Genomic DNA, 22,771 nt, shown 5'->3' with positions numbered 1-22,771 from the left:
TATTGATGTTACTTTAATATACAGTAACATTCTTCTCGATCTCACGAGGAATTTTTTAACGAAGATAGAGGGTGTCATTTATCCCGCATTAAGGGCAGTAAGACCCCCACCTCAAGATGCAGAGGGAAGCAAAGAAGATAGTTGGGGGATAACTGCCCGTAAAAGCCCGATTGGTTCAACTAACCATCAATGGGGAATGAAGAAAACCCCCACTGATGGAAGTTTCACTTAATAACGTTTCACTTAATAACGTTTTTCACAAAACCATCATGTTTATAGTGATTAAAATCACAACTTATATCTTTGATATCGTATACAATGGAAATAGTTAAGGAAATAGCTAAGGAAATAGAGGAGTGGATAGTATGTTAAGTCCAAAAACAATTGAAATTGTAAAATCAACTGTACCGTTATTACAAGAAAAAGGTGTGGAGATTACAACACGTTTTTATCAAATTATGTTTTCTGAGCATCCGGAACTATTAAATATTTTTAACCATACAAATCAAAAACAAGGAAGACAGCAACAAGCATTAGCAAATGCAGTATACGCAGCTGCTAATTATATTGATAACTTAGCAGTGATTATTCCAGTTGTGAAACAAATTGGACACAAACATCGTAGCTTAGGTATTAAAGCAGAGCACTACCCAATTGTTGGTAAATGCTTGCTACAAGCGATTAAAGAAGTAGCTGATGCTCCGCAAGAAGTATTAGATGCTTGGGGAGAAGCTTATGGTGTGATAGCTGACGCATTTATTAGTATAGAAGCAGAGATGTATGAAGAAGCTGCTGAAAAAGCGGGCGGCTGGAAAGATTTCCGTAATTTTATCGTTGTGAAAAAAGAAAAAGAGAGTGATGTGATTACATCCTTTTATTTAAAACCAGAAGATGGGGGAGCGCTATCTTCATTCTTACCAGGACAATATGTAAGTGTACAGTTAAATATTGAAGGAGAAACATATACACATAACCGTCAGTATAGTTTATCAGATGCACCTGGAAAGGATTACTATCGCATTAGTGTGAAACGCGAGAAAAGTGCAGAAGGTCTAGAGGGAATGGTATCGAATTATTTACATGATCATGTAAATGAAGGAGATATTTTACCGTTAAGCGCACCAGCAGGAGATTTTGTACTGAATATGGATTCACAGTTACCAGTTGTATTGATTAGTGGTGGTGTAGGAATTACACCAATGATGAGTATGTTAAATACATTAATTGAGCAATCGCCAAACCGTAATGTATACTTTATTCACGGAGCGTTAAACAGTGATGTACACGCAATGAAAGACTATGTTACAAATGTAGCAAAAGAGCATGAACAAGTAAAAGTATATACTTGCTACTCTAATCCAACTGAGCAAGATAAGAAAGTAAAAAATTATGATAAAGAAGGCTTCATAGATTTAGCGTGGTTACAAACTATTATTCCTTCCAATGAAGCAGATTTCTACTTCTGCGGACCGGTACCGTTTATGAAACATATTCATGCAGATTTGACAGAATGGGGTGTGGTACCAGAGAATATTCACTTTGAATTCTTTGGTCCAGCAGCTAGCTTGCAATAATTAAAAAAACGAGGTGTTAATTCACCTCGTTTTTTGTTTGTTCTCGAAGTAGCCGATTTACTGTTTCACGACGGATGCCAATGAGTTGACCAATTTCTGTTTGGTTTAAAATTTCATAGACCGGAATGTCTCCTAAATATGTTGTAAACCATTTTTGTAAACGAAGTAGCCTCTCTTTTGGAGAAACGGTTGTAAGCTGATCGATACGCTCTTGCATCATTCGTAATTTTGTTTGCAGCTGAAGGGCGAGATCGGCATAAGATTCGGGATTTGCATGTAATTGTTCATACCATGCGTTGCGTAAAATTGGCTCTACTTCTGTCTTAATTAAAGCGATTGCAGTGCCGTGATATTCTTTTGGAGAGATTAAAGAGTGGTGAGGAATCGTTTCACCTGGAACAATAATATTAAATAAAAAAGGCGTGCCGTCCTCTTGGAGGCGAACTACTTTTAATAGACCGCTTTTTACAAAATATAGAGGGCCTTCCTCTCCTTGACGAAATAGTATTTCTCCTTTATGTAAAATCAATGTAAGCACCTCTTTATATATTGCTATTCATTTTATTATAGAGGAATTGTTTGCATAAGACTATACTTGTGAATTGCAGAAGAAACCTTATAGTTTTATTCTGCAATTTAGTAGTCTCCTGCTAATGGAAATTTTAATTTATTGACGAAATATATCATATTACAGTAGTATACTGTTTAGTGTGTATGTGTAAGGACGGTACTAGAAAGGAATATTTTTTAGGGGGCATACCATGTTAGATGAAAAAATGACTGATGTGAAGATTTCAACAGATGCAGTGATACATGTGGAAGAAATGAAGGGTGGAGTTGTTCTATCGGTCGAAATAGATGGACAAATCATTTATACGATGGCTTATGATGAAGAAACAGATAGTTATGCAGAGTTATATGATAGAAACGATAGACGAGCAAGACAAGTCCATGAAGATTTTATGGGATGGTCGCTTGTACACTAAGGAAAGCTTAACAAGCTGAGAAATGCTTCTCTTATAGGTAAAGAGAAGCATTTCTCGGCTTGTTTTTTGTTTATAAATAGAAAACAATAAGATTGTATATATAATGTAATAATTACATATGATTTGTAACACTCACTTCTATATTGTTAGGGCATTGTAAATGTAAATGTTGCTTTTTTTCGGTATGATATGGTCAATGGGAATTCTTCATCCTCTACAGATGATTAGTTGAACCAAGCAAGCTCTTATGAAAGTTTTATGTTTACCTATTGAATTTAGGAAAGCATTACTACATGTTAGAGTGGAATAAAATACCAAAATGTAATGAACATAGGAGTGATTATCATGAGGAATTTCCATATTTCTAACTTTCTCTTATTATGTGTTTGCTCATTATTATGTATTATTTTAGGAGTGTTTCTTTACACATGTATATAAAAGTAACGCATTCTAAAAGAATGCGTTACAAAATGGAACTAATAATCATACGTGTACCGAGAATAATTAAGGTAATGCGTAATAAATTGATAATAGCGTTACCACTTAGTTTTGTATTAATATAAGCTCCAATTTTCCCGCCAATCCATGCTCCGGGGATTAAAACAAGGGCATAGAGCCAGCTTACATTACCAAGTGAAATATGAGTTGCTGAATTTACAATTGCGGATAAAAAAACGATAAACATTGATGTAGCGACAGCGATTTGTGCTGGAAAAGCGAAAAGAATCATCATTGCTGGAACTAATAAGACACCCCCGCCAATTCCGAATAAACCAGAAATAAAACCTACACCAAATGAAATAATGATAGCAAGAAAAGGTGGGAACTGATAGGTTATTATTTCTCCTTCAGAAGTTGTAAAGGAGCGTTTAATAATAGAACCGGTCGAAAGCGATAGAGGTTTCATTTTATCTCGTATCATGAGTAAAATGGATACTAAAATGAGAAAAACCCCGAAATATAAAGAGAAAGAATCTTGATTTAAAAATTTATTTGCCCACGATCCGATAATTCCTCCAGGACCACTCCCTATAAATAAAATAAGGCCACTTTTGTAATCAACTCGCTTATGCTTCATGTATGTGAGGGTAGAAGCCAAACCTGTAAATACGACAGTAACAATTGAAGTACCAACAGCCAATTGGGGAGAAAGACTATGTAAGTTAATCAGTAACGGAACGATAATGATTCCCCCACCAAGACCAACTAGACTTCCAATTGTACCTGCTAATAATCCAACAAGTAATAGCATAATATATTCCAACTGTAACATCTCCTCTTTTGTAACAAATACATCATTTATTATACAATGTTTTGAATCAGAATGATGTGTGTTCACAAAAAAGTCGTCTTCTACATAAGAAGACGACTTTTCTTTAGAGAATAAGATCTAATACGTAATAGAATAAAGCAGCCAATGAAGCTGAAATAGGGAGTGTGATAACCCATGTAATTAACATGCGTTTTGCTGTTCCCCACTTTACTCCTTTTACGCGATGTGAAGCACCAACACCTAAAATAGAAGATGAAATAACGTGTGTTGTACTTACTGGTAAATGAATGAAAGTTGCACCGAAAATAACAATTGATGATGATAAATCAGCAGCTACACCATTTACAGGGCGGATTTTCATAATTTGTCCACCGACAGTTTTGATAATTTTCCATCCACCGACAGAGGTACCAAGACCCATTGCAGTTGCACACGCGAATTGTACCCACAAAGGGATATCTGTTGAAGTGTGATAATTATTTGCGATAAGGGCCATTGTAATAATACCCATCGCTTTTTGAGCATCATTTGTGCCATGTGTAAAAGATTGTAATGCGGCTGTGAACACTTGGAATAAACGGAAATTTTTGTTTGTTTTCGTCAAGTTAAAATTTTTAAAGGAAATTTTAAAAATAGTATATACGATGTAACCGATGACGAAAGCGATAATCGGTGAAATAACTAAAGCTTCAAGAATTTTAATGAAGCCTTCATAATTTAATGAACCAAAACCAGCAGCAGCAATAGCTGCCCCGGCAATAGAACCGATAATTGCATGAGATGAACTACTTGGAATTCCATAGTACCAAGTAATTAAGTTCCATGCGATAGCAGCAAGCAGCGCTGCTAAAATAACGACACTACCATTTGGTAATGTAAATGGATCGACAATATCTTTTGTAATAGTCTTTGCTACACCCGTAAATGCCATTGCACCTAAAAAGTTCATAAGGGCTGCCATAATAATGGCTTGTCTTGGCTTTAAAGCCTTTGTTGAAACAGCTGTTGCGATAGCATTTGCTGTATCATGGAATCCGTTAATAAAGTCGAAAGCCAAAGCACAAATGACAACTAAAACGGTTAAAATCAAGAGTGTATCCATGGTCAAACTCCTTATGCGTTCTTCATAATAATTGTTTCTAAAACATTTGCTACGCTTTGACAGCTGTCAGCAATTTCTTCTAATTCTTCGTAAATTTCTTTGTATTGAATAATCTTGATTGGATCTTTCTCACGAGAGAATAGATGCTTAATAGCATGTCTACGAATATCATCACATTTTGATTCGTAGTCTTTAATTTTGATTGCATTTGTACGAATATCGAGTAGCTTTTTATTGGACATCAATTCAATAGACGACGCAATTTCAATCGCACATTGATTAATTGCATCAACGAATTTAATCATGTATTCGTCTGCTTCTGTAATAGAATACATTTCAAATAGACCAGCACTATGATCTAATCCGTCTAATACATCATCCATACTCATTGCAAGTTGCAAAATGTCTTCACGTTCAATTGGAGTGATAAATGCTTTGTTTAATTCCATAATGATTTCGTGAATAAATGAATCACCCTTTGACTCATATTCTTTCATGCGCATGGAGAATTCTTTTAAATCACTTGCGTTTTTAATTTTATACTCCACAAAAAATTGTGCGCCTTCTTTTAAATTTTCAGAAATATTCGTTAGCATTTCTGAAAATTTATCTTTTCTCGATTTGAAAACCATATTGTTACCCCCACCAAAAAATAGTTATGTAAAGCATATTGGCTAGTTCATTCTACCAAAAAGTTGTCGGTTTTTAAAACATTTTATCGAAAAGTTTACAAAAACTTAACATTAGACAAGTTGAAAAATTAGTAATGTTAACACTTTTTTAGTAATACTCGTACTTATAGAATGTCCTTTTCATACAAAAAGTATGAAAAGGGTAGCTTAGACTTGACGAATTATAACGATATCATAGAAAATTTGTAAAGATAAAGATGTTACCCATATATATACATTTGAAAGTAAGGTAGAGGAAGTGAATGAATGAAGTGGAACAGCACTCAATTACAAAGGATAAGAGAGTGGTTCAAAACAAGAAAAAAATTGCGGATATTTTTGTTGATTTTAGGAAGTTTTGGCTTATCTTTGTTTATCTTTGTGAACATTATGATTACAATCCAAGATATATCGGCATTAAAACATGCAGTACCTCAGCCAACAGTGATTTACGATGCAAATAAGCAGGTAGCAGCAAAATTGTCTTCTTCGAAAATAGAAGGAATTAAGCGTAAAGATATTCCAGACGTTATGATTCAAGCTGTTGTTGCAGTAGAAGACCAAAAATTTTATGAGCATCGCGGTATATCTTATAGCGGAATTTTTAATGCTATCATTAAAAATATAACAGCAGGAGAAGTTGTTGCCGGAGGAAGTACAATTACACAACAGCTTGCTAAAAACGTATTTTTAACACAAGATCGGACGTTTACAAGAAAATTCAAAGAGTATTTTATTACAAAGAAAATTGAACGCACATATACAAAAGATGAAATTATAGAAATGTATTTGAATCAAATTTATTTTGGTGAGGGAGCATGGGGGATTAAAAATGCTGCTAAGACGTATTTTGATAAAGAAGTGAAGGAATTAACGATTCCTGAAGCTGCCACTTTAGCTGGATTAATTAAAGCGCCTTCTACGTATTCACCGTTTAAAGACTTTAATAAATCAATTACAAGAAGAAATGTTGTTCTTTCTTTAATGAAGGAACAAGGCTATATTACAGACAAACAATTTCAAATAGCGAAAGATGAAGGGCTTTCACTTCACCGTGGTGTCGAAAAGCAATATGAGGGAAAATATCCTTACTATGTTGACTATGTTGTTCGTGAGGCAATGAATAAATACGACTTGACACAAAATGAAATTTTATCAGGTGGTTATCAAATTTACACAGAATTAGACCCAAAGATGCAACAAGCGGTAGAAGATGTTGTGAATAATGATCATTATTTTCCAAAGACTACTTCTGATCAAATTATGCAAACAGGTGTTGTACTCATGAATCCCAAAACGGGTGATGTTCCAGCTCTTGTAGGAGGAAGAGGGCCGTATCAATTTTTACAGTTTAACCATGCATCGCAATTAAAACGCCAGCCAGGTTCAACATTAAAACCATTGGCAGTGTATACACCAGCATTGGAACAAGGATATGAGGTATATGATGTATTAAAAGATGAACCACTAGACATTAATGGATATACACCGAAAAATAGCGGGAATGTATACCATGGTAATGTAACGATGTATGAAGCACTTGCTAATTCCTATAATGTATCAGCCGTTTGGCTACTGGAACAAATTGGTCTGGAAAAGGGTGTGAAGTCTTTAGAACGTTTTGGTATTCCGCTTCAAGATGATGATCAATCTTATGCGTTAGCGCTAGGAGGGATGAGTGAAGGAACGTCTCCACTTGTCATGGCACAAGCGTATGCGACCTTTGCGAATGATGGTGTACAAATGGAAGCACATGCGATTCGGGAACTGCAAGATAGTGAAGGGAATGTAGTAGGGAAATGGTATAAAAAAGAAACTCGTGTTACGGATGAAAAAACGGCACAAAAGATGACGTATTTATTACAAGGGGTTGTAGAGAAAGGAACGGGAGAAAAAGCAAAACTTAAATCTGTAGAGACTGCTGGGAAAACGGGGACAACACAACTTGTAGATGGCCCGAGCAGCGGTGCAAAAGATTCATGGTTTGTTGGCTATACACCAGAATTAGTTGCATCCATTTGGGTTGGCTACGATAAAACAGATAGTGAACATTTTGTTCCTGGTGGTAGTCAAATAACGACAACGATGTTTCAAGATATTATGAAAAAAGCAGTTGGGCAGCCAAGTCAAAAAAACTTTGATTTGTCGCTTATACCAGAAGCTGAGTATACAAAACATTTACAAACCATTGAAGAGGAAAAAAAGCGAAAAGAAGAAGAGAAAAAACGACAAGAGGAAGAAAAGCAGAGAAAAGAACAGCAAGAAAATTGGATGAATAAAATAAAAGAATGGATTCCATTCTTTTAAGAAGTAAATCCCAGATTATGAAATGAGTAATCTGGGATTTACTTATGTTTTTATTTTCTAGTACATGAGCCGTTATTGTCTTAACGGCGTTTTTTGCATCGTTTGCATCTCTTTTTTTCGCTGTTATCTTGATTACGTGTTTCGTTATCATCATTGTTATTATTGTTGTTATCGTTATTGTTATTATCGTCATTATTGTCATTATTATAGTTCCAACGCATACTTTGAACATGGAACGTTGGTACATACGTAACCTGACCATCAACCTCAAGAAGAATATGATCTCTAGTACGGCCGACAACAGTTCCTTCTATTTGTTTCGGACCTTGATTAAATTGAACTGTTTCTCCTTTTAGACGGTTAATAACACTTCCAAAACGGTTTCCGCTTACAATGATAGGGGCCTCATATTGGTTATTTTGATTGTTGTTTTGTTCATTATCATCTGATTCTTCAGAGTCATCTTCATATTGCTCGGCAAAGCCATTAATATGATGTAACGGATAGTAAACAACACCATCGTCATTTTGTACGACACAAAAATCACTTTGAACTTTTAATAATGTTCCCTCTGCTTTTTCTGGACCTCCTAAATTAACCTGAACGTTTGTGCCAATTAAATTTTTGTAATTTCTCATCGCATTTCTAGAATAATACGACTGATTGAACTGATTGTATGGATACATCATACATAATTCCTCCTTAATGTAAGTTCTCTCTCTTTAAATCATTTGTCGATATATGATATTCATCTTTGCAGGACAAGACCTAGGATACTTGACTAATTTATAAAAAATGTGCGTATACATAGAAACAAGCACCCTTTTAGATTAAGGGTGCTTGTTGAGTTGAATATTTATATTTGTATTCATACTGTGCGCGGTTTTAGTTACCGGTGTATAGGAGATGACAATGTTTCCTTTAGCGGTTGGCTCAAAAGCAAGATCATCATAATATTGACTGTTATTTTTATTATGGATTGTAAGTTCAATTGAATCGAGTTTTTCATGTGCATATTTTTCTTTGATTTGTTTGGCAATTATTTCTAATTGTTTATACGAAGTGGCGTCGGTTATCACCATTCCCTTCAGAACAACCTTTTCTTTTTGCGCATCATGCACCAGGGGTATATGATTTTGTTTTGTATATAGGACGTCATAGGGTATGGTGCCTTCGTTTGAGGCTGCTTTTGGTTTATTGTATTCTCCAATTACAAAGAGTGCAAAACATAACGTTATACATGACATGAAAATAATCCAAAAGCGGATAGATGATAATACTTTCATCTGCATTCACCCTCGTTTCGTATAAGTTCTTTCACTATGAATTATACAAAATAAGCGTTAAATTAACGTTAAGCTGAGGTAAAGAAAAGTAAAGAAAGAGAGTTTTTTGTATAGCAAAACTTTTTTTCGGTTTGTTATAGTAGATTAAGAAGCCATAGGATAACAATGGAATAGAAATTGTTAAGATTGTAACTTTGTGATGAATTATTTATAAAGTGAAACTTACATTAGTATGTGTGTGGGACTTCCTGTTAATGTGAGACAATTAAATGACTCTGTAATTTGGATTTTGTCCATATATCATAATATGTTTTTGAGATTTAGAGGTGGATAGGAGATGGTGTTCGGATGATTTCTATTGGGTTAACAGGATGGGGAGATCATAACGCTTTATATAAAGATGCCTATGAAATGAAGCATAAACTACAAACATATAGTGAGTATTTTCCAATCGTAGAAGTAGATAGTTCTTTTTATGCCATACAGCCTGCAAGAAATTATGAGAAATGGGTTTTAGAAACACCGCCAAATTTTTCATTTATTGTGAAAGCTTATCAAGGAATGACAGGGCATATGCGCGGAGAGACCCCTTTTGCAAATATTGAAGATATGTTTCAGGCATTTAAAGAATCGATAGTTCCTCTCCAAAAAGCAAATAAGTTAAAAATGGTTTTATTCCAGTATCCACCTTGGTTCGACTGTCAAAAGAAAAATGTGGATTTATTACGCTATACGAAAGAAAAGATGAGAGATATACCATGTTCATTAGAGTTTCGTAATCAAACGTGGTTTTATCCACAATTTCGTAATCAAACATTGCAATTTATGAAACAAGAAGGTTGGATCCATACTATTTGTGATGAACCACAAGCAGGAATTGGTTCTATTCCAATTGTACTAGAAGCAACGCATGAACAGATGACCTTAGTTCGATTTCACGGGCGCAATGTACATGGGTGGCTGAATACGGGAGAGAATTGGAGAGCAGTCCGTTGTTTATATCGCTATAACAAACAGGAATTAGAAGAATGGATAGAGAGGTTACAAGAATTAAAATCAAAAACAAAGGAAATTTACCTTTTATTTAACAATAACTCTGGCGGAGATGCGGCAGATAATGCAAAACAAATGATGGATATGCTTGGTGTTACGTATGGCGAACCTAGACCTGAACAACTAAATTTATTTGAATGAAGTGAAATAGTAGTAGGATAAAGTAGTATTTTTATCAAGGGACTTCACCTTCATTGATTGAAAGCGCTAATTAGGATAAAAAGAAAAACACTGTACAAACAGGGGGAATGTACAGTGTTTTTCTTTATGAAAAAAGAGGGGTAACAATGTTACTGAGCGTTTGGTTGATTCATCAATTGTTGGCTTCGTAATAAATGATAATGGTTATCATTATCATTGTCAATAGTTTTTGTATCTTTTGTTTTGAAAAATTTAAAGTTTACAAAAGATTGATTTAATAATATAATAACAGCGTTTACATGATAATAATTATCAGTATCGTTAAAAGGGGCGGGAATAGATGAAAAAGCCATGGAAAGTGATGACAACAGTTGCTGTTGTTTCCTCACTGTTACTTTCAGTAGGGTGTACAGGTAAAAAGGAAGAGACGACGGCAAAAGAAAAAAGTACATATGGTGTACCAGTAACGGACTATACATTTGATACAGCTGCAAACATGTTTGCATATGCAGAATTTGAATTAGCTGGGGAACCGTTAGCAGAAAGCTTAGGATTAGATTTAGATCTTTTAGATGCACAAAAACAAAATAAACCAACGAAATTTGATTATATGGCTGGAATCGAGTCTTATGAGTACTCAGAAGAAGGAATGTATGAGGTAGTAGAAAAATCAGGGCTTGGTTTCCATTTACTTCATGCCCCAATTGTACAGAAGATGACAAAAGAAACAAATAAAGAAGCTCCATCTTGGCTAGAAGAGCGGTTTTATACACTAGCAGATAGTGTAGGATATCCACGTAAAGAAATTTTTGCAAATATGTATCCGACATTTATGGAATATGCTGGCGGTGACCCTCATTATATGCAAAAAGTAGATACGTCTATATATGCAGAAAATGATGATAAGACGTATGTACCAGCCTTCCAAATGGATTTTAAAACATTGCGCTGGGATCGTTCGAAAATGAATAAAACGTTAACACCAGCCGCATACGGTTCAGCATTTTTAAAACAAGCATTATGGGCGGGAGATTTTTTAGGTGGTTTCCATACAGTAGATAAGGACGAAGAATTAGAAGCTACATCAAATACGCAAGATCAAGATCCGAATATTCGCCTTGGAAAAAGTAGTGCTGATGGTATGCAAGGTGTTATTTTAACAGAAGAAATTTGGAATAAACTTTCATATATTCGTGATGGTCTATTTTATGATGCAAATACAAAGCAATTAACGAACGGAGCAGGAAGTAAATATAGCCCTGAGGGCGGCCTTGTTTACTTACCTCATGAGATTAAAGTAAATGAAGATGAAAAGAATGGCATTGCTAAAGCTGGTCAATTAGAAGTGAAAGATGCACGCAGTGTGCTTCGCGATCAATGGATGATGTTATGGCCAACTGCTGAATTTTTTGGAATGGCAGATCAGCGTCCTAATAATAAAAATGTGAATCCAGCATTCCAAGCAGCATTTGATGGAGCACCATTTGCTAAAGCAGCAGTAGAAAATGTAGATGGTGACACGTCTAACGATGTAAAAGCAGATGACCCTTATTCATTGAATCGTGATGTCATGTTACAAGTCTTTAAAAATATTGAAGCAATGCATTATAACAAAGAAACAGGTGCATTTGTTACAGAGCATAGCGGAAAAGAACAAGGCAAACGTATTGATACGTTTGATGCAGGTTATATGGTAGAGGCACTTCGTATATTCCAGCGTGCCATTGATGGTATGCCGGTTGGATATGCAAGCGGGGCAGAGGCACAAGGCTTACAAACAGAAGAAGGAAAACGTGCCCTAAATATGATTAAGACGCAAGCAGATTTCTTATTAAAGAATATGAAAACAAAAGATGGTTTTATGGCAAATAGTTATACAATTGGAAAAGGACAAGATACTGAACCTGTTACATTAGAAGCACAGCTTGGAGCAATCCGAGGATTAACAGCGGCCTTTTTAGCAACGAAAGATGAAACGTATCGCGAAGAAGCGCGTAAACTATATGATTTAGTAGATCGTAAAATGTGGAACAAAGAAGCACATGCATATGAAACGAAAAAAGGTGAAATGAAATATACGCCTTATACAGCTGGAAGTGTATCAGCAGTGTTGCGTGTTGCATTGCAAAATTTAAGTAATACAGATGCAGATAAAACGAAATATGATTCATTAGAACAAAAAACGATTACTTCTCGTTATGTTGATTTTTATGATCAAGTAATCAATGGGCCTTCATTAAAAGAAGGGATGCAAACAAGTGAGTTCTGGGATACAGGCGATGTTTATATAAAAGGGAAGCTTGGAAATGCAGATAAGGATAATGTACCACAAATTCAAGCAGGTCATGGTAAGAATGGTATTGCTCCAGTGCTTGTCAATGTTGAAGTGAAGAAAGAAAAATAAGTTTATGATATTAATAAACCGAACAAGTTGATAAACTTGTTCGGTTTTTATGAAAAAAGGGTGTAACAAAGTAAATTTCCATCAGTAGGAGATATAGATAACAGGGGATGCTCGGTAGAGTGAGAAAGAAGGGTTAGATAATGAAGCGATTGTTTATGGCGGTTGTATTACTCCTAAGTATAGGGATTTTTGCTAGTTGTGGGATGAAAACATCAGGAAAAGAAGAGAAGCGCAGCACCGCTGTTCATAGTGATAACATTGTAACGAGTGCTGATGGGAAATGGATTTATACAGCGAATATTGATATTAATACAGTGACAGTTATGGATGCAAAAAGTAGAAAAGTAGTGTCAGAGATCGCAGTTGGTAAAGAACCGAGACAATTAACAATCAGTCCGGATGGAACGAAATTATATGTTTCTTGTATGTACGATAATAAAGTTGATGTTGTTTCACTTGATAAGAAGAAAGTCATTGATCGAATTCCAACTGAAATTGAGCCATTTGGTGTTGTTACAAATCCAAATGGAACGAAGTTATATGTATCAAATTTTCGCTCTGGTAATGTATCAGTTATTGATCTTGAAAAGAAGAAAACAGTGCAAAAGATTGAAATTGGTGATCGCCCACGTACGCTTGCAATGACAAAAGACGGAAAGAAATTGTATGTACCGTACTATTTAGAGGGGAAAATTAGTGTTGTAGATACAGGGAGTAATAAAGTGAAGAAAGTGATTACACTTGCATCTTCACCAGATAAAGAAGACCGTAAAAAGAGTCAAGGAATTCCAAACACATTAGAGCAATTTGTTATTGCACCAGATGGAAAAACAGCCTGGGTTCCACATATGCTTACAAATGTAGATACACCAATTCAGTTTGAAGAAACAGTTTTCCCAGCTGTGTCGATTATTGATTTAGAAAAAGATGAGGAAATTATAGATCAGCGTAAACAATTATTCGAAGCAATGAATGTGAAGAATACAAAAAATGAAACGATGATTGTATCAAACCCATACGATGTAGCCTTTAACGAAAAAGGAACAAAGGCATTTGTTGTGATGTCTGGTAGTGAAGATCTTATGGTATTTGATTTAACACGTGGAGGGAATGCAACGCAAATTGTAAGGCGTATTCCAGGAAGTAATCCGCGCGGTATTATGTTGCTTCCAAAAGAAAACACATTAGTAGTTCATAATGCGATGAGTCATGATCTTGCTTTCTTAGAAACAGGTGGTAATGATTCATATGCAAAAGTGCAAGCTGATAAGAAGACAGTTAAATTAATTGCAAAAGATTCCTTATCGAAACTTGTACGTGAAGGAAAAGAAATATTCTACAGTGCAAATAGCGATAAATATGCAGCAGGGATTACAGGAAACAACTGGATGAGCTGTGCAACATGTCATAGTGATGGAGAAATTAATGGTTTATCATTAATGACACCAAAAGGGAAGCGAAATGTACCAAGCAACGTTTTAACGACAAAAACAGGTTTATTTATGTGGGATGGATCACGTGATGATTTTACAGATTATATTCATACCGTACAAGGTGAAATGGGCGGTATGATGGAAATTGATCCTGGAAAAGAACTTCCAAAAGATGTGCAGCATATGTATGATGCTTTGCAAGCCTTTTTGGATGATCCGAATTCGTTTCCTGTCCCAAAAAGTCCATATCGTCAAGGGAATGGAGAATTAACACCTACTGCGAAGGATGGAGAGCAGCTGTTTAAAGGAAAGGCAAATTGTTTAACATGTCACGGCGGAGATAATTTCACAAATAGCACAAAAGCTGTTGATGAAAATGGTAAATTAACGACGAACAATACAAACTTCCTTTATAACATTGGGACTGCTAATGAAACAGATACAAATTATGATGGTGATGCACGTGGGGGATTCCAAAATAAAAGACTAAAAGGATACTTTGATCCTCCGACACTTCGCGGTGTATGGGCAACAGCCCCGTACTTACACGATGGTAGTGCGAAAACCGTTGAAGAGGCAGTAGAGAAGCATCAATATGAAGAAAAGCCACAACTGTCAAAACAGGAAGTTCATGCAATTGCGGAATATGTAAAATCAATTCAATAGAAAATAGCGGTGTTTATCCCGCTATTTGCGAACAGTAAGACTCCCACCATCAAGAAAAGAGGTGGGAGTCTTACTGCCTATAATGGCAAGTTTGATTCAACTAATAATCAGTAGTGAAAACGCTTACTAATCAAAGTTGAACTTTATCGCTGTTCTTTTTGTTGTACATATTTCTGTAAATCAAACGGTGTAATTTCTTGAATAAATTCTCTTGATATAAGAGATTGAATGAGTGTGCTTTCGGTAACGACAGCACCTGTTTTCTGTTTGTGAGCTTGTTGTAATAATTGCAGTTTTTCCAATGTTTCTTTAGGTAATTCAATTGTTAATGTGTTCATATTTCTCCCCCCTACTACTAGAGTATCACTAGAAGATAGGAGAAACAAGAAAAGAGAAAGATATATTAATATGGTAAAGAAAGTAATAGAGTTTATTGGATTAAAAAAGGTAACTATTGACAAAATAGTTACCTTTTTTAAAATCTATTTACAGTAATTATGACTAAGCAATACCGATGTATTTTAAAGTTTTGGATGGGGTGTTATGATCAAAAAAGTGTTGTAAAAATGCAATATCTACACCAGATTTGTAAGCACAATATCCCCATGTCTTGCGAAGTGTATGTGAGCTAATCCCTTCTAAACCAACTTCTTTTGCCGCTTTATTTAAAATATACCAAGCGTGTTGTCTTGTAATAGACTTTGTTCCCTTTTGAGATTTTAATAATGGTTCATTTCGTTTCCATACTTTTCGCTCTTTCATGTATTGTTCGATAGTATGTTGCAATTCTTCATTTACAGCGAACCATTTATGTTTTTTCATTTTGTCATTATAGAACAAAATAGAATGACGAACATGTTCATTTTCATCAATAACATCGCCAACTTTTAATTGTAAAATCTCGCTTACTTTTAATCCTGAATTCACAGCTAACACGAATAATAAAGCATCACGCTTCGATGATTGTAATAGTATATCTTTGATTTTTTCTAATTGTTTTTCATTTTGAATTGGTTGTCCTACTTGTTTCATTTCACGCACTCTCCTCTTTTATATGTGTAAAGGAAAGGATTAACTAGTTATTACTATAAAGGGAGTATGTGAATTTCATGTGAACTCCTCGTGAAATTAGAACAAATTATTTGACTTCTTTTGCTTTTTGTAATTCGAAATAAAAGGCAACACCATTTTCTTTATTATACACACCGTAATCGGCATGATGAAGTTCTAAAATATTTTTTACAATGGATAAGCCTAGACCTGTTCCACCTGTATGACGGCTACGGGATGCGTCTAATCGATAGAAACGGTCCCATATTTTATCTAAACTTTCTTCAGGAATCGGCGTACCGTTATTTTCAATTTCTACTTTTACCGTTTCTTCATACTCAATGACAGATAGCTTTACTTGTTTCCCATTTGGTGTGTAACGAATTGCATTACTTAATAGATTGACGACAACTTGTTCAATGCGATTGCGATTTGCTTGTACATAAATAGTTGGATCTAATGCAAGCTCTACGTGTAAATTTTTTTCTTCGATACTAAATAATAGCTTTGTATAAACTTGTTGGATTAATTCTCCAATTGAAAAAGCTTCAATTTCTAATTTATATGTGCCAGATTCAAGTTTTGCAAGTTCTAGCATTTCGACAATAAGGCGGTTCATATTATCAGTTTCTTCTAAAATAACGTCGGTATAATACGTAGTATCTTTACTTACACCATCTTTAATGCCTTCAGCGAAACTACGGATTACACTTAGCGGTGTTTTTAATTCATGGGATACGCCAGAGATAAATTCTTTTCTTGTTTTCTCTAGCTGTCTCTCTTTTTCAATATCTTGCTGTAGTTTTGTATTTGCTACATGCAATTTGTCAATTCGATCTTTTAAATTTACAGAAAGGCTGTTAATACTACCTGATAAGCTTCCAATTTCATCGTCTGTTGATATTGGAAGTTTTTCAGAAAAATCAAAGTTCGCCATTTTCTTTGTAACACGATTCATTTTAATAAGCGGCTTTGCAATAATTTTTGAGTAATAGAATGACAATAAAATAATGACAATAAAGACGATAATTAATGCATAAACATAATAATCTTTCAAAACAAGCATAGCTTCATCAACGGGCTGCAGTGATGTCATTGCAAATGCAAATTCTTTTATTTCACCATTTTTAACAACGGGTTTAACAAAAATCTGATATTTCACTTCATTTTCCCCGCCCATTGTATACGTCGTCATTTCATTTGTATTTGTTTTTCCTAATGCGACAGAAAGCTCCCAGTGCTGAATGCCCTGGATTAATGTATCTTTATTTGCAAGACGAATATCACTTGAGGAAGGAATGTGCAGTTTTGAAATAGTACCGTCAAATGTACTAACACCAACACCGAAATCCTTTGTATATAAAGTTTTTTTCACGTCTTGAAGTTGTATACCAAATTGCTTCAAGTCTGAAATGATATTATCATTTTGCCATATCCTGTTGTCGGCAGTAGTAATTGTAATAGGAATAATCATATCTTGTTTTAAGATCCCTTGTACACGGATTGGATCATTAAGGTTTAATCCTAATTTTATAAACGAAGAATATTCATCGTTTGTGAAAATGTTATTGAGTGGAATAAAAAATGTTTTATTAGACTTATCAACAAGTTCAATGTGATAATTTTTGTCATCCTGAATAATGCCATTACGATCTAGTAAGACGAGTTCAGCATTTGTTTTTTCATAAAACTCTTGTTTTAACTTTGAAAGTTCTTCAACTGACTGATCGCTTTTTTCATATTTACTTACAAATTTTTCGAAAGATGTTTGGACCGTATGAATTTTTTTCTTTATATAAAATTTTTCTAAAAACAGTGATTGTCCAAGGAAAAAGAGTAAAAATGTAGCAGTAAACAATGCTGATGTTAATAGAAAAAGCTTAAACACAATGCTTCTTTTTTTCACTTCTTCACCTCATAAATTGTAAATTCCATAGTAGTCTTCTTATTATAGCAAACGAATAAAGAGAGTAGGAGAGGAAATCTGTCGCTTGTTGAGACAGTTTTTTTCAAAAAGTCATATAAAGTGAAACTTCCATCAGTGGGGATTTTTTCATCCCCCCTGATGGTTAGTTGAATCAATCGGGCGCATGCCAGCAGTTATCCCAAACCTATCTTATTTGTTTCTCTCTCAATCTTGAGGTGGGGGGCTTACTGCCCGTTAATGCGGGATAAAAAAGAACTCGCCAGACGTATGACAAGTTCTTGTGAAAATTACGATTGAATTGCTGCATCTAATGCAATTTCAATCATCTCATTAAATGTCGTTTGACGCTCTTCAGCTGTGGTTTCTTCACCGGTAAAGATATGGTCACTTACTGTTAAAACAGATAATGCATTTACACCGTATTTTGCTGCTAATGTATATAGTGCAGTTGTTTCCATTTCAACAGCTAAAACACCGTAATCGCCAAGTTTTTTCACCATGTCCATACTTTCACGGTAAAATACATCAGCTGTTAGTATGTTACCAACGCGAATATGTAAACCTTTTTCTACACCAGCATCATATGCTTTCTTTAATAACTCAAAGTCTGCACACGGCGCAAAATCAAATCCAGGGAATGTTAAACGATTGATGTTAGAATCGGTACAAGCAGTCATTGCAATAATAACATCACGTACTTTTACGTCTTTTTGAATCGCACCGCATGTCCCTACACGAATCAAGTTTTTTACACCATAACTTTGAATCAATTCGTTTACATAAATAGAAATAGAAGGAACGCCCATACCTGTTCCTTGAACAGAGACACGTTTGCCTTTATATGTTCCTGTAAATCCTAGCATACCTCGTACATTGTTGTAGCATGTTACATCTTCTAAAAAATTTTCTGCAATATACTTTGCACGTAAAGGGTCTCCGGGTAATAAAATAGATTCAGCAATTTCGCCTTCTTTGGCTCCGATATGAACGCTCATATATATCCTCCTCGTTATGTAGCAATCGATATTATATAGTGATTATAATATCGATTAAGCAGTTTTCTCTTTGTAGTATACACGAAGTAGAGCGTTTTCAATAGTGTGTTTTCAAACGTGTATTTCTATTTATATTGCTATTTATGGGCGGTAAAATCCCACCTCAAGATTATGAAAAGACAAGGAAGGTAGGTGGAGAGAGTGTAAGATAAAATAATTGCACAAAAAAGAATATAGATTAGATGTTTTTATATATAAAATAGTCTGAATTGTGTTACAATTTATCAAAAAGTAGATAGGTGATTTCGTGAAAAATCTTATAATAGGAATTATCGCTTTGCTTCTTATTGTTCTTGGCGGATTTTATATGAAAAAATACAAAAGCAGCGAAGAAACAACGGGACAAGTACAACAAGTGAAGTGGCAACTTGATGATATCGATGTAAATAAAAATGCACATATTACATTTCAATTACAAGATAAAAAAGGGAATGAGATTCATGGTGTAAACGACAACATTCGGTTATTTATTGTGGACAAGCAGTTAGCGCAGTCGTATCAGGTGAGACCAACGTTTACTGGTAATGGTTCATATAAAGCCACGTATCAATTTAAAAAAGCAGGGGAATATACAATTTTCTTATATGAAGAAATAGGAGAGACAACAAAACAGTTTGCTGAAAAAAATATTATAGTAGGCAATAAAGAAGAAAAAAAACAAAAGCCAATTGCTGTAGATAGTGTATTAACAAAAAATATTGGTACTTACAAAACATCGCTTTTATTTCGTACGTTACATCCGAATGAAGAGGAAACATTAACGTTTCAATTTCAAATAGAAAAAGGGCAAAAACTAAAATTTCGCTCAAATACAGGAGAACGTGCTGCACTGCGCATAGTAGATGAAAAAAAACAACATTTCTTGTACGTTGTTCCTGTTAATGATGAAGGACAATTGCAATTTCGCGTTACGTTTCCGAGTGAAGGGATTTATAAAATATGGGGTACTTTTTATATAAACGGAGAGAAATATGAGGAGCAGTTTGTATTACAAGTTCAGAAACGAAAAGACAGCTAAGAAGTTTAGCTGTCTTTTCGTTTTCCGATTAATTTTGTTACAGCGAGCATCGTAATTGGCAATGAATGATTTTTCCGAAATGCTAAATACTTCCCGCTCCATGCTGGTTTATATTTCTCTTTGAAATGTCTCAGGCCGCTAAAGCTATATGTATAGCGAACATTGTTGAAAATGGCTGCTGCGACGCGCTCTGACCAAAATGATTGTGCCGATAACCCAACGTTAGAAAGGGGAGCCATTCCGATATTAAAGCAGTGATAGCCATTTTCTTTTGCCCATTGGAATAAATGAATGAAAATAGCATCCATAATTCCACCTGGTGCATTAGGGTAATAACGCATTAAATCAACAGATAACTCACCATCTTGATATACAGGCATCAATGTTGTAAAGGCAATGATTTGACCATCAGCATCAGAAAGTGTTGCAACCGGCGCACGGTTCACATAATCACGATCTAAATAGCCAAGAGAGAAGCCTTTTTCCTTTTTTCCACCAAGCCATGCATCTGATACTTTTTTGAGTTCATCATACAATTCATCTGCAAATGGAGGTTCGTGAATCGCAAAGGTATAACCTTCTCGTTCGAAACGATTAAAAGTTGCACGCAATCCAGCTCTTTTTTTTCCGGATATTGTAAAAGTGTTTAAATCGACAACCGCTTCTTCACCCAGTTTGAAGAAGTTGTAACCGAAATCATGATATAAACTCATCCATTTACTTTCAATTTGATAAAATACGCAAATATATCCGAAACGATCCGCTTCTGTTAGAAATTCTTCTAATACTTTACGAAAAGAAGATTGCTGTCCGATTGGATCCCCGAGTACAATAAGACGTTTACCTGTAGGAGAAAACTGAATCATCGCTTTGCCATCGCTACTGAAAAAGAACTGCTTATCTCCTAAAAAACCAAGATGGCTTAACACGTTCCCACCATGTTCATCTAAAAAATGTTGCAGCCGTTTCGGATTGAAAGGTTGCCCGGGAAATTTACTTCGATAGCGATTTGCGATAATGGAACCAATTAGTAAAAAGCTTGGTACAAAAAAGGCTGCGGCAAATGCACTTCGTTGTACTTGTTTAATATTACGAACAACAAAATCAGGTTTAAACACTTCCTTTGCTTCCGCAAATAGTACCCCTAAGTTTTTGTATAGATACAATGTAATAAGTAAAAAAAGGAATACTTTTACTACATCTGAGAATAAAACCTCCACTTTTTCACGTATAAATCGTTTACGAATCATATATAGTACAGCGAGTACAATGAGTAAGATAAAGGTTTCTTCTAAATCAATTCCTTTTAATGTATTAAAAATCGCGGCTCCGATTAGGGTTGCAATCGTCATATAGTAGGATCGCTTCGTTCCATGATAAATGCCGCTTGATAAAATAACGAGCAAAATACCAAATGTTAGCGATAAACTAAAAGAAATCTGTACTAGGTATTTAGGGACTAAAATATGAAGTACATGGGCGCGTTCAATACTTGTTGGAAAGATAGTGGAGAAAATCACCATGATTCCTGCAAAGCTTGTTAACGCAGCAGATGCCCAAGAACCGAGCTTTCTTAGAAAATCACGTTGTAACGTCCAAAGGACTCCAGTTGTTTCGAGGGCAGGTGCAATAAATGGTTTATCTTCAAATTTCTTTAGAGCAGCTCCTGTCATTTCAATCGCTGCAAAAACCAATCCGAGTCCAAATGGTAAAATATAATATACAAAGCGATATAATAACATAGCAGGAAGCAATACGCTTGTATCAAATCCATACTGTTCTAGTCCTGTTAAGAAAACAAGGTCAAAGGAGCCAAGTCCTCCTGGTACAAGGCTAACAACGCCAGCCAGGGCTGCAATGACATATACACCGAGAAATTGACGGAAATCTACTTCAATCCCAAATAGAAGTAAGATGACATACATAACAATACTTGCCGATACCCATTCTAATAATGAAACAAGTGAATAGAGGACAGTTGGATTTTGTTCTACTTGTTCTGCTTCTTCTGTTTTTCGCTTGCGATTTTTTATTTTTGAAACACCTATGTATAATGGGACAAAAAGGGCGAAAAAGATGAGAACTGGCCATAGCCAAGGTTTTTCTTGTAAAATAAATCTTGTATCTAATACGCCGATGAGGCCAAGAAAGGATAGTAATGCTAACCCATTAATAAAAGCCGTTGTCATCCAAGCGATACTTTTAAGAAGTTTACCGTTCTCCTGTACATAAGGACGATATAACATTGTACGTATACCTGCCCCCATAAGACCACCAAATCCTATAAATCCATTTAATGTATTAGCAATCCAAGAAATGCGGAAAATCTTTTTAACTGGTATATCAGCTTGCAAATGCCGCAGCATTACAAAGTCATAAAAGAACATTGTAGCAATAGCCAATGCGCCAAGTGTAACGGCTAAGAAAAAACCACCAGATGGAATGTTTTTAATCGTTTCAACTGCTTCTCGAAATGAGATACCTGATAGTTCTTTTCGTGCTTGAAAAAACACAATTGTTAGTATGACAAAGGGGAAAATAAATTTTCCGATTTGTAGCATACGTTTCCATGAAAACGACATAAAGACAACTCTCCTTATATAAGAAAACTGAGGCAATATTTTTATTATGACAAACTTCAGTGAAAATAAAAAGGAAAATTCAGTTACAAAAGCTATAAACTAAAAAATGTAATTTAGCATATTACAAAATTTTTTTACATTTAAGAATTAATATATAAGATAGAAAAGAAAAGAAAAGAAAAGAAAAGAAGCTTCATGTTTTATCCCGCATTAACGGGCAGTAAGACCCCCACTGATGGAAGT

At 35.0% G+C, this 22,771-nt stretch carries 18 protein-coding genes; 7 read left to right on the top strand and 11 right to left on the bottom strand.

What is annotated here, in order from left to right:
* Positions 1–365 precede the first annotated feature (365 nt).
* Positions 366–1,574, top strand: coding sequence for an NO-inducible flavohemoprotein (hmpA, locus tag ACTDJC_RS09255; protein WP_440603206.1), 1,209 nt, complete (start codon positions 366–368; stop codon positions 1,572–1,574).
* A 16-nt stretch (positions 1,575–1,590) separates the two neighbouring features.
* Here hmpA and ACTDJC_RS09250 read toward each other — a convergent pair whose 3' ends face one another.
* Positions 1,591–2,103, bottom strand: a complete 513-nt coding sequence (locus ACTDJC_RS09250) for a Crp/Fnr family transcriptional regulator (RefSeq protein WP_098309468.1) — start codon at positions 2,101–2,103, stop codon at positions 1,591–1,593.
* Positions 2,104–2,335: 232 nt separating this feature from the next.
* On the opposite strand from ACTDJC_RS09250, the gene ACTDJC_RS09245 reads away from it, so the two are divergent.
* Entirely contained in the window at positions 2,336–2,560 is a 225-nt protein-coding gene (locus tag ACTDJC_RS09245) for a hypothetical protein (protein WP_098309467.1), read from the top strand.
* Positions 2,561–3,023: 463 nt separating this feature from the next.
* Here the strand turns inward: ACTDJC_RS09245 and ACTDJC_RS09240 are convergent, their stop codons facing one another.
* The 3 genes from ACTDJC_RS09240 to ACTDJC_RS09230 form a co-directional block, all read right to left on the bottom strand.
* Complete coding sequence (locus ACTDJC_RS09240; protein ID WP_440603205.1) at positions 3,024–3,824, bottom strand: sulfite exporter TauE/SafE family protein; 801 nt, start codon at positions 3,822–3,824, stop codon at positions 3,024–3,026.
* 112 nt (positions 3,825–3,936) lie between these two features.
* Positions 3,937–4,935: an anion permease gene (locus ACTDJC_RS09235; protein WP_440603204.1), complete on the bottom strand. Its 999-nt coding sequence runs from the start codon at positions 4,933–4,935 to the stop codon at positions 3,937–3,939.
* A gap of 11 nt (positions 4,936–4,946) precedes the next feature.
* The gene (locus tag ACTDJC_RS09230) at positions 4,947–5,567 is read right to left on the bottom strand and encodes a DUF47 domain-containing protein (RefSeq protein WP_440603203.1); all 621 of its coding nucleotides are present in this window, start codon (positions 5,565–5,567) and stop codon (positions 4,947–4,949) included.
* A 306-nt stretch (positions 5,568–5,873) separates the two neighbouring features.
* Here ACTDJC_RS09230 and ACTDJC_RS09225 point away from each other — a divergent pair, with 306 nt between their 5' ends.
* Entirely contained in the window at positions 5,874–7,913 is a 2,040-nt protein-coding gene (locus tag ACTDJC_RS09225; RefSeq protein WP_098309464.1) for a transglycosylase domain-containing protein, read from the top strand.
* 80 nt (positions 7,914–7,993) lie between these two features.
* Here ACTDJC_RS09225 and ACTDJC_RS09220 read toward each other — a convergent pair whose 3' ends face one another.
* Positions 7,994–8,602 carry a hypothetical protein gene (locus ACTDJC_RS09220; protein ID WP_440603202.1) on the bottom strand — a complete coding sequence of 203 codons (609 nt, stop codon included), beginning with the start codon at positions 8,600–8,602 and terminating at the stop codon, positions 7,994–7,996.
* A 141-nt stretch (positions 8,603–8,743) separates the two neighbouring features.
* The gene (locus ACTDJC_RS09215) at positions 8,744–9,199 is read right to left on the bottom strand and encodes a hypothetical protein (protein WP_098309462.1); all 456 of its coding nucleotides are present in this window, start codon (positions 9,197–9,199) and stop codon (positions 8,744–8,746) included.
* A 348-nt stretch (positions 9,200–9,547) separates the two neighbouring features.
* On the opposite strand from ACTDJC_RS09215, the gene ACTDJC_RS09210 reads away from it, so the two are divergent.
* From ACTDJC_RS09210 to ACTDJC_RS09200, 3 genes are all read left to right on the top strand, one after another.
* The gene (locus ACTDJC_RS09210; protein WP_098309461.1) at positions 9,548–10,393 is read left to right on the top strand and encodes a DUF72 domain-containing protein; all 846 of its coding nucleotides are present in this window, start codon (positions 9,548–9,550) and stop codon (positions 10,391–10,393) included.
* Between the two features lie 340 nt (positions 10,394–10,733).
* Positions 10,734–12,797 (top strand): hypothetical protein, encoded by a 2,064-nt coding sequence (locus ACTDJC_RS09205; RefSeq protein ID WP_440603201.1) that lies wholly within the window; start codon positions 10,734–10,736, stop codon positions 12,795–12,797.
* Between the two features lie 140 nt (positions 12,798–12,937).
* A complete protein-coding gene (locus tag ACTDJC_RS09200) occupies positions 12,938–14,896 on the top strand; it encodes a beta-propeller fold lactonase family protein (RefSeq protein ID WP_440603200.1) in 1,959 nt (652 codons plus the stop codon).
* 143 nt (positions 14,897–15,039) lie between these two features.
* On the opposite strand, the gene ACTDJC_RS09195 is transcribed toward ACTDJC_RS09200, so the two are convergent.
* The 4 genes from ACTDJC_RS09195 to deoD form a co-directional block, all read right to left on the bottom strand.
* Positions 15,040–15,234, bottom strand: coding sequence for a DUF3924 family protein (locus ACTDJC_RS09195; protein WP_098309458.1), 195 nt, complete (start codon positions 15,232–15,234; stop codon positions 15,040–15,042).
* 163 nt (positions 15,235–15,397) lie between these two features.
* Entirely contained in the window at positions 15,398–15,928 is a 531-nt protein-coding gene (locus ACTDJC_RS09190) for a tyrosine-type recombinase/integrase (protein ID WP_098309457.1), read from the bottom strand.
* 106 nt (positions 15,929–16,034) lie between these two features.
* A complete protein-coding gene (locus ACTDJC_RS09185) occupies positions 16,035–17,852 on the bottom strand; it encodes an ATP-binding protein (RefSeq protein ID WP_440603199.1) in 1,818 nt (605 codons plus the stop codon).
* A 308-nt stretch (positions 17,853–18,160) separates the two neighbouring features.
* Entirely contained in the window at positions 18,161–18,868 is a 708-nt protein-coding gene (deoD, locus tag ACTDJC_RS09180) for a purine-nucleoside phosphorylase (RefSeq protein ID WP_098309455.1), read from the bottom strand.
* Positions 18,869–19,175: 307 nt separating this feature from the next.
* Here deoD and ACTDJC_RS09175 point away from each other — a divergent pair, with 307 nt between their 5' ends.
* Complete coding sequence (locus tag ACTDJC_RS09175) at positions 19,176–19,946, top strand: hypothetical protein (RefSeq protein ID WP_440603198.1); 771 nt, start codon at positions 19,176–19,178, stop codon at positions 19,944–19,946.
* Positions 19,947–19,951: 5 nt separating this feature from the next.
* Here ACTDJC_RS09175 and mprF read toward each other — a convergent pair whose 3' ends face one another.
* The gene (gene mprF / locus ACTDJC_RS09170; RefSeq protein ID WP_253629096.1) at positions 19,952–22,528 is read right to left on the bottom strand and encodes a bifunctional lysylphosphatidylglycerol flippase/synthetase MprF; all 2,577 of its coding nucleotides are present in this window, start codon (positions 22,526–22,528) and stop codon (positions 19,952–19,954) included.
* Positions 22,529–22,771: the final 243 nt, after the last annotated feature.

The sequence above is a fragment of the Bacillus sp. GB_SG_008 genome, assembly GCF_052038115.1.
Taxonomy (GTDB): domain Bacteria; phylum Bacillota; class Bacilli; order Bacillales; family Bacillaceae_G; genus Bacillus_A; species Bacillus_A rhizoplanae.
This window is presented reverse-complemented; position numbering and strand designations above follow the sequence as displayed.

Coding starts and splice junctions, on each gene's coding strand:
- hmpA (WP_440603206.1), top strand. CDS start 366: ATGTTAAGTCCAAAAACAATTGAAATTGTAAAATCAACTGTACCGTTA.
- ACTDJC_RS09245 (WP_098309467.1), top strand. CDS start 2,336: ATGTTAGATGAAAAAATGACTGATGTGAAGATTTCAACAGATGCAGTG.
- ACTDJC_RS09235 (WP_440603204.1), bottom strand. CDS start 4,935: ATGGATACACTCTTGATTTTAACCGTTTTAGTTGTCATTTGTGCTTTG.
- ACTDJC_RS09230 (WP_440603203.1), bottom strand. CDS start 5,567: ATGGTTTTCAAATCGAGAAAAGATAAATTTTCAGAAATGCTAACGAAT.
- ACTDJC_RS09225 (WP_098309464.1), top strand. CDS start 5,874: ATGAAGTGGAACAGCACTCAATTACAAAGGATAAGAGAGTGGTTCAAA.
- ACTDJC_RS09220 (WP_440603202.1), bottom strand. CDS start 8,602: ATGATGTATCCATACAATCAGTTCAATCAGTCGTATTATTCTAGAAAT.
- ACTDJC_RS09215 (WP_098309462.1), bottom strand. CDS start 9,199: ATGAAAGTATTATCATCTATCCGCTTTTGGATTATTTTCATGTCATGT.
- ACTDJC_RS09210 (WP_098309461.1), top strand. CDS start 9,548: ATGATTTCTATTGGGTTAACAGGATGGGGAGATCATAACGCTTTATAT.
- ACTDJC_RS09205 (WP_440603201.1), top strand. CDS start 10,734: ATGAAAAAGCCATGGAAAGTGATGACAACAGTTGCTGTTGTTTCCTCA.
- ACTDJC_RS09200 (WP_440603200.1), top strand. CDS start 12,938: ATGAAGCGATTGTTTATGGCGGTTGTATTACTCCTAAGTATAGGGATT.
- ACTDJC_RS09195 (WP_098309458.1), bottom strand. CDS start 15,234: ATGAACACATTAACAATTGAATTACCTAAAGAAACATTGGAAAAACTG.
- ACTDJC_RS09190 (WP_098309457.1), bottom strand. CDS start 15,928: ATGAAACAAGTAGGACAACCAATTCAAAATGAAAAACAATTAGAAAAA.
- deoD (WP_098309455.1), bottom strand. CDS start 18,868: ATGAGCGTTCATATCGGAGCCAAAGAAGGCGAAATTGCTGAATCTATT.
- mprF (WP_253629096.1), bottom strand. CDS start 22,528: ATGTCGTTTTCATGGAAACGTATGCTACAAATCGGAAAATTTATTTTC.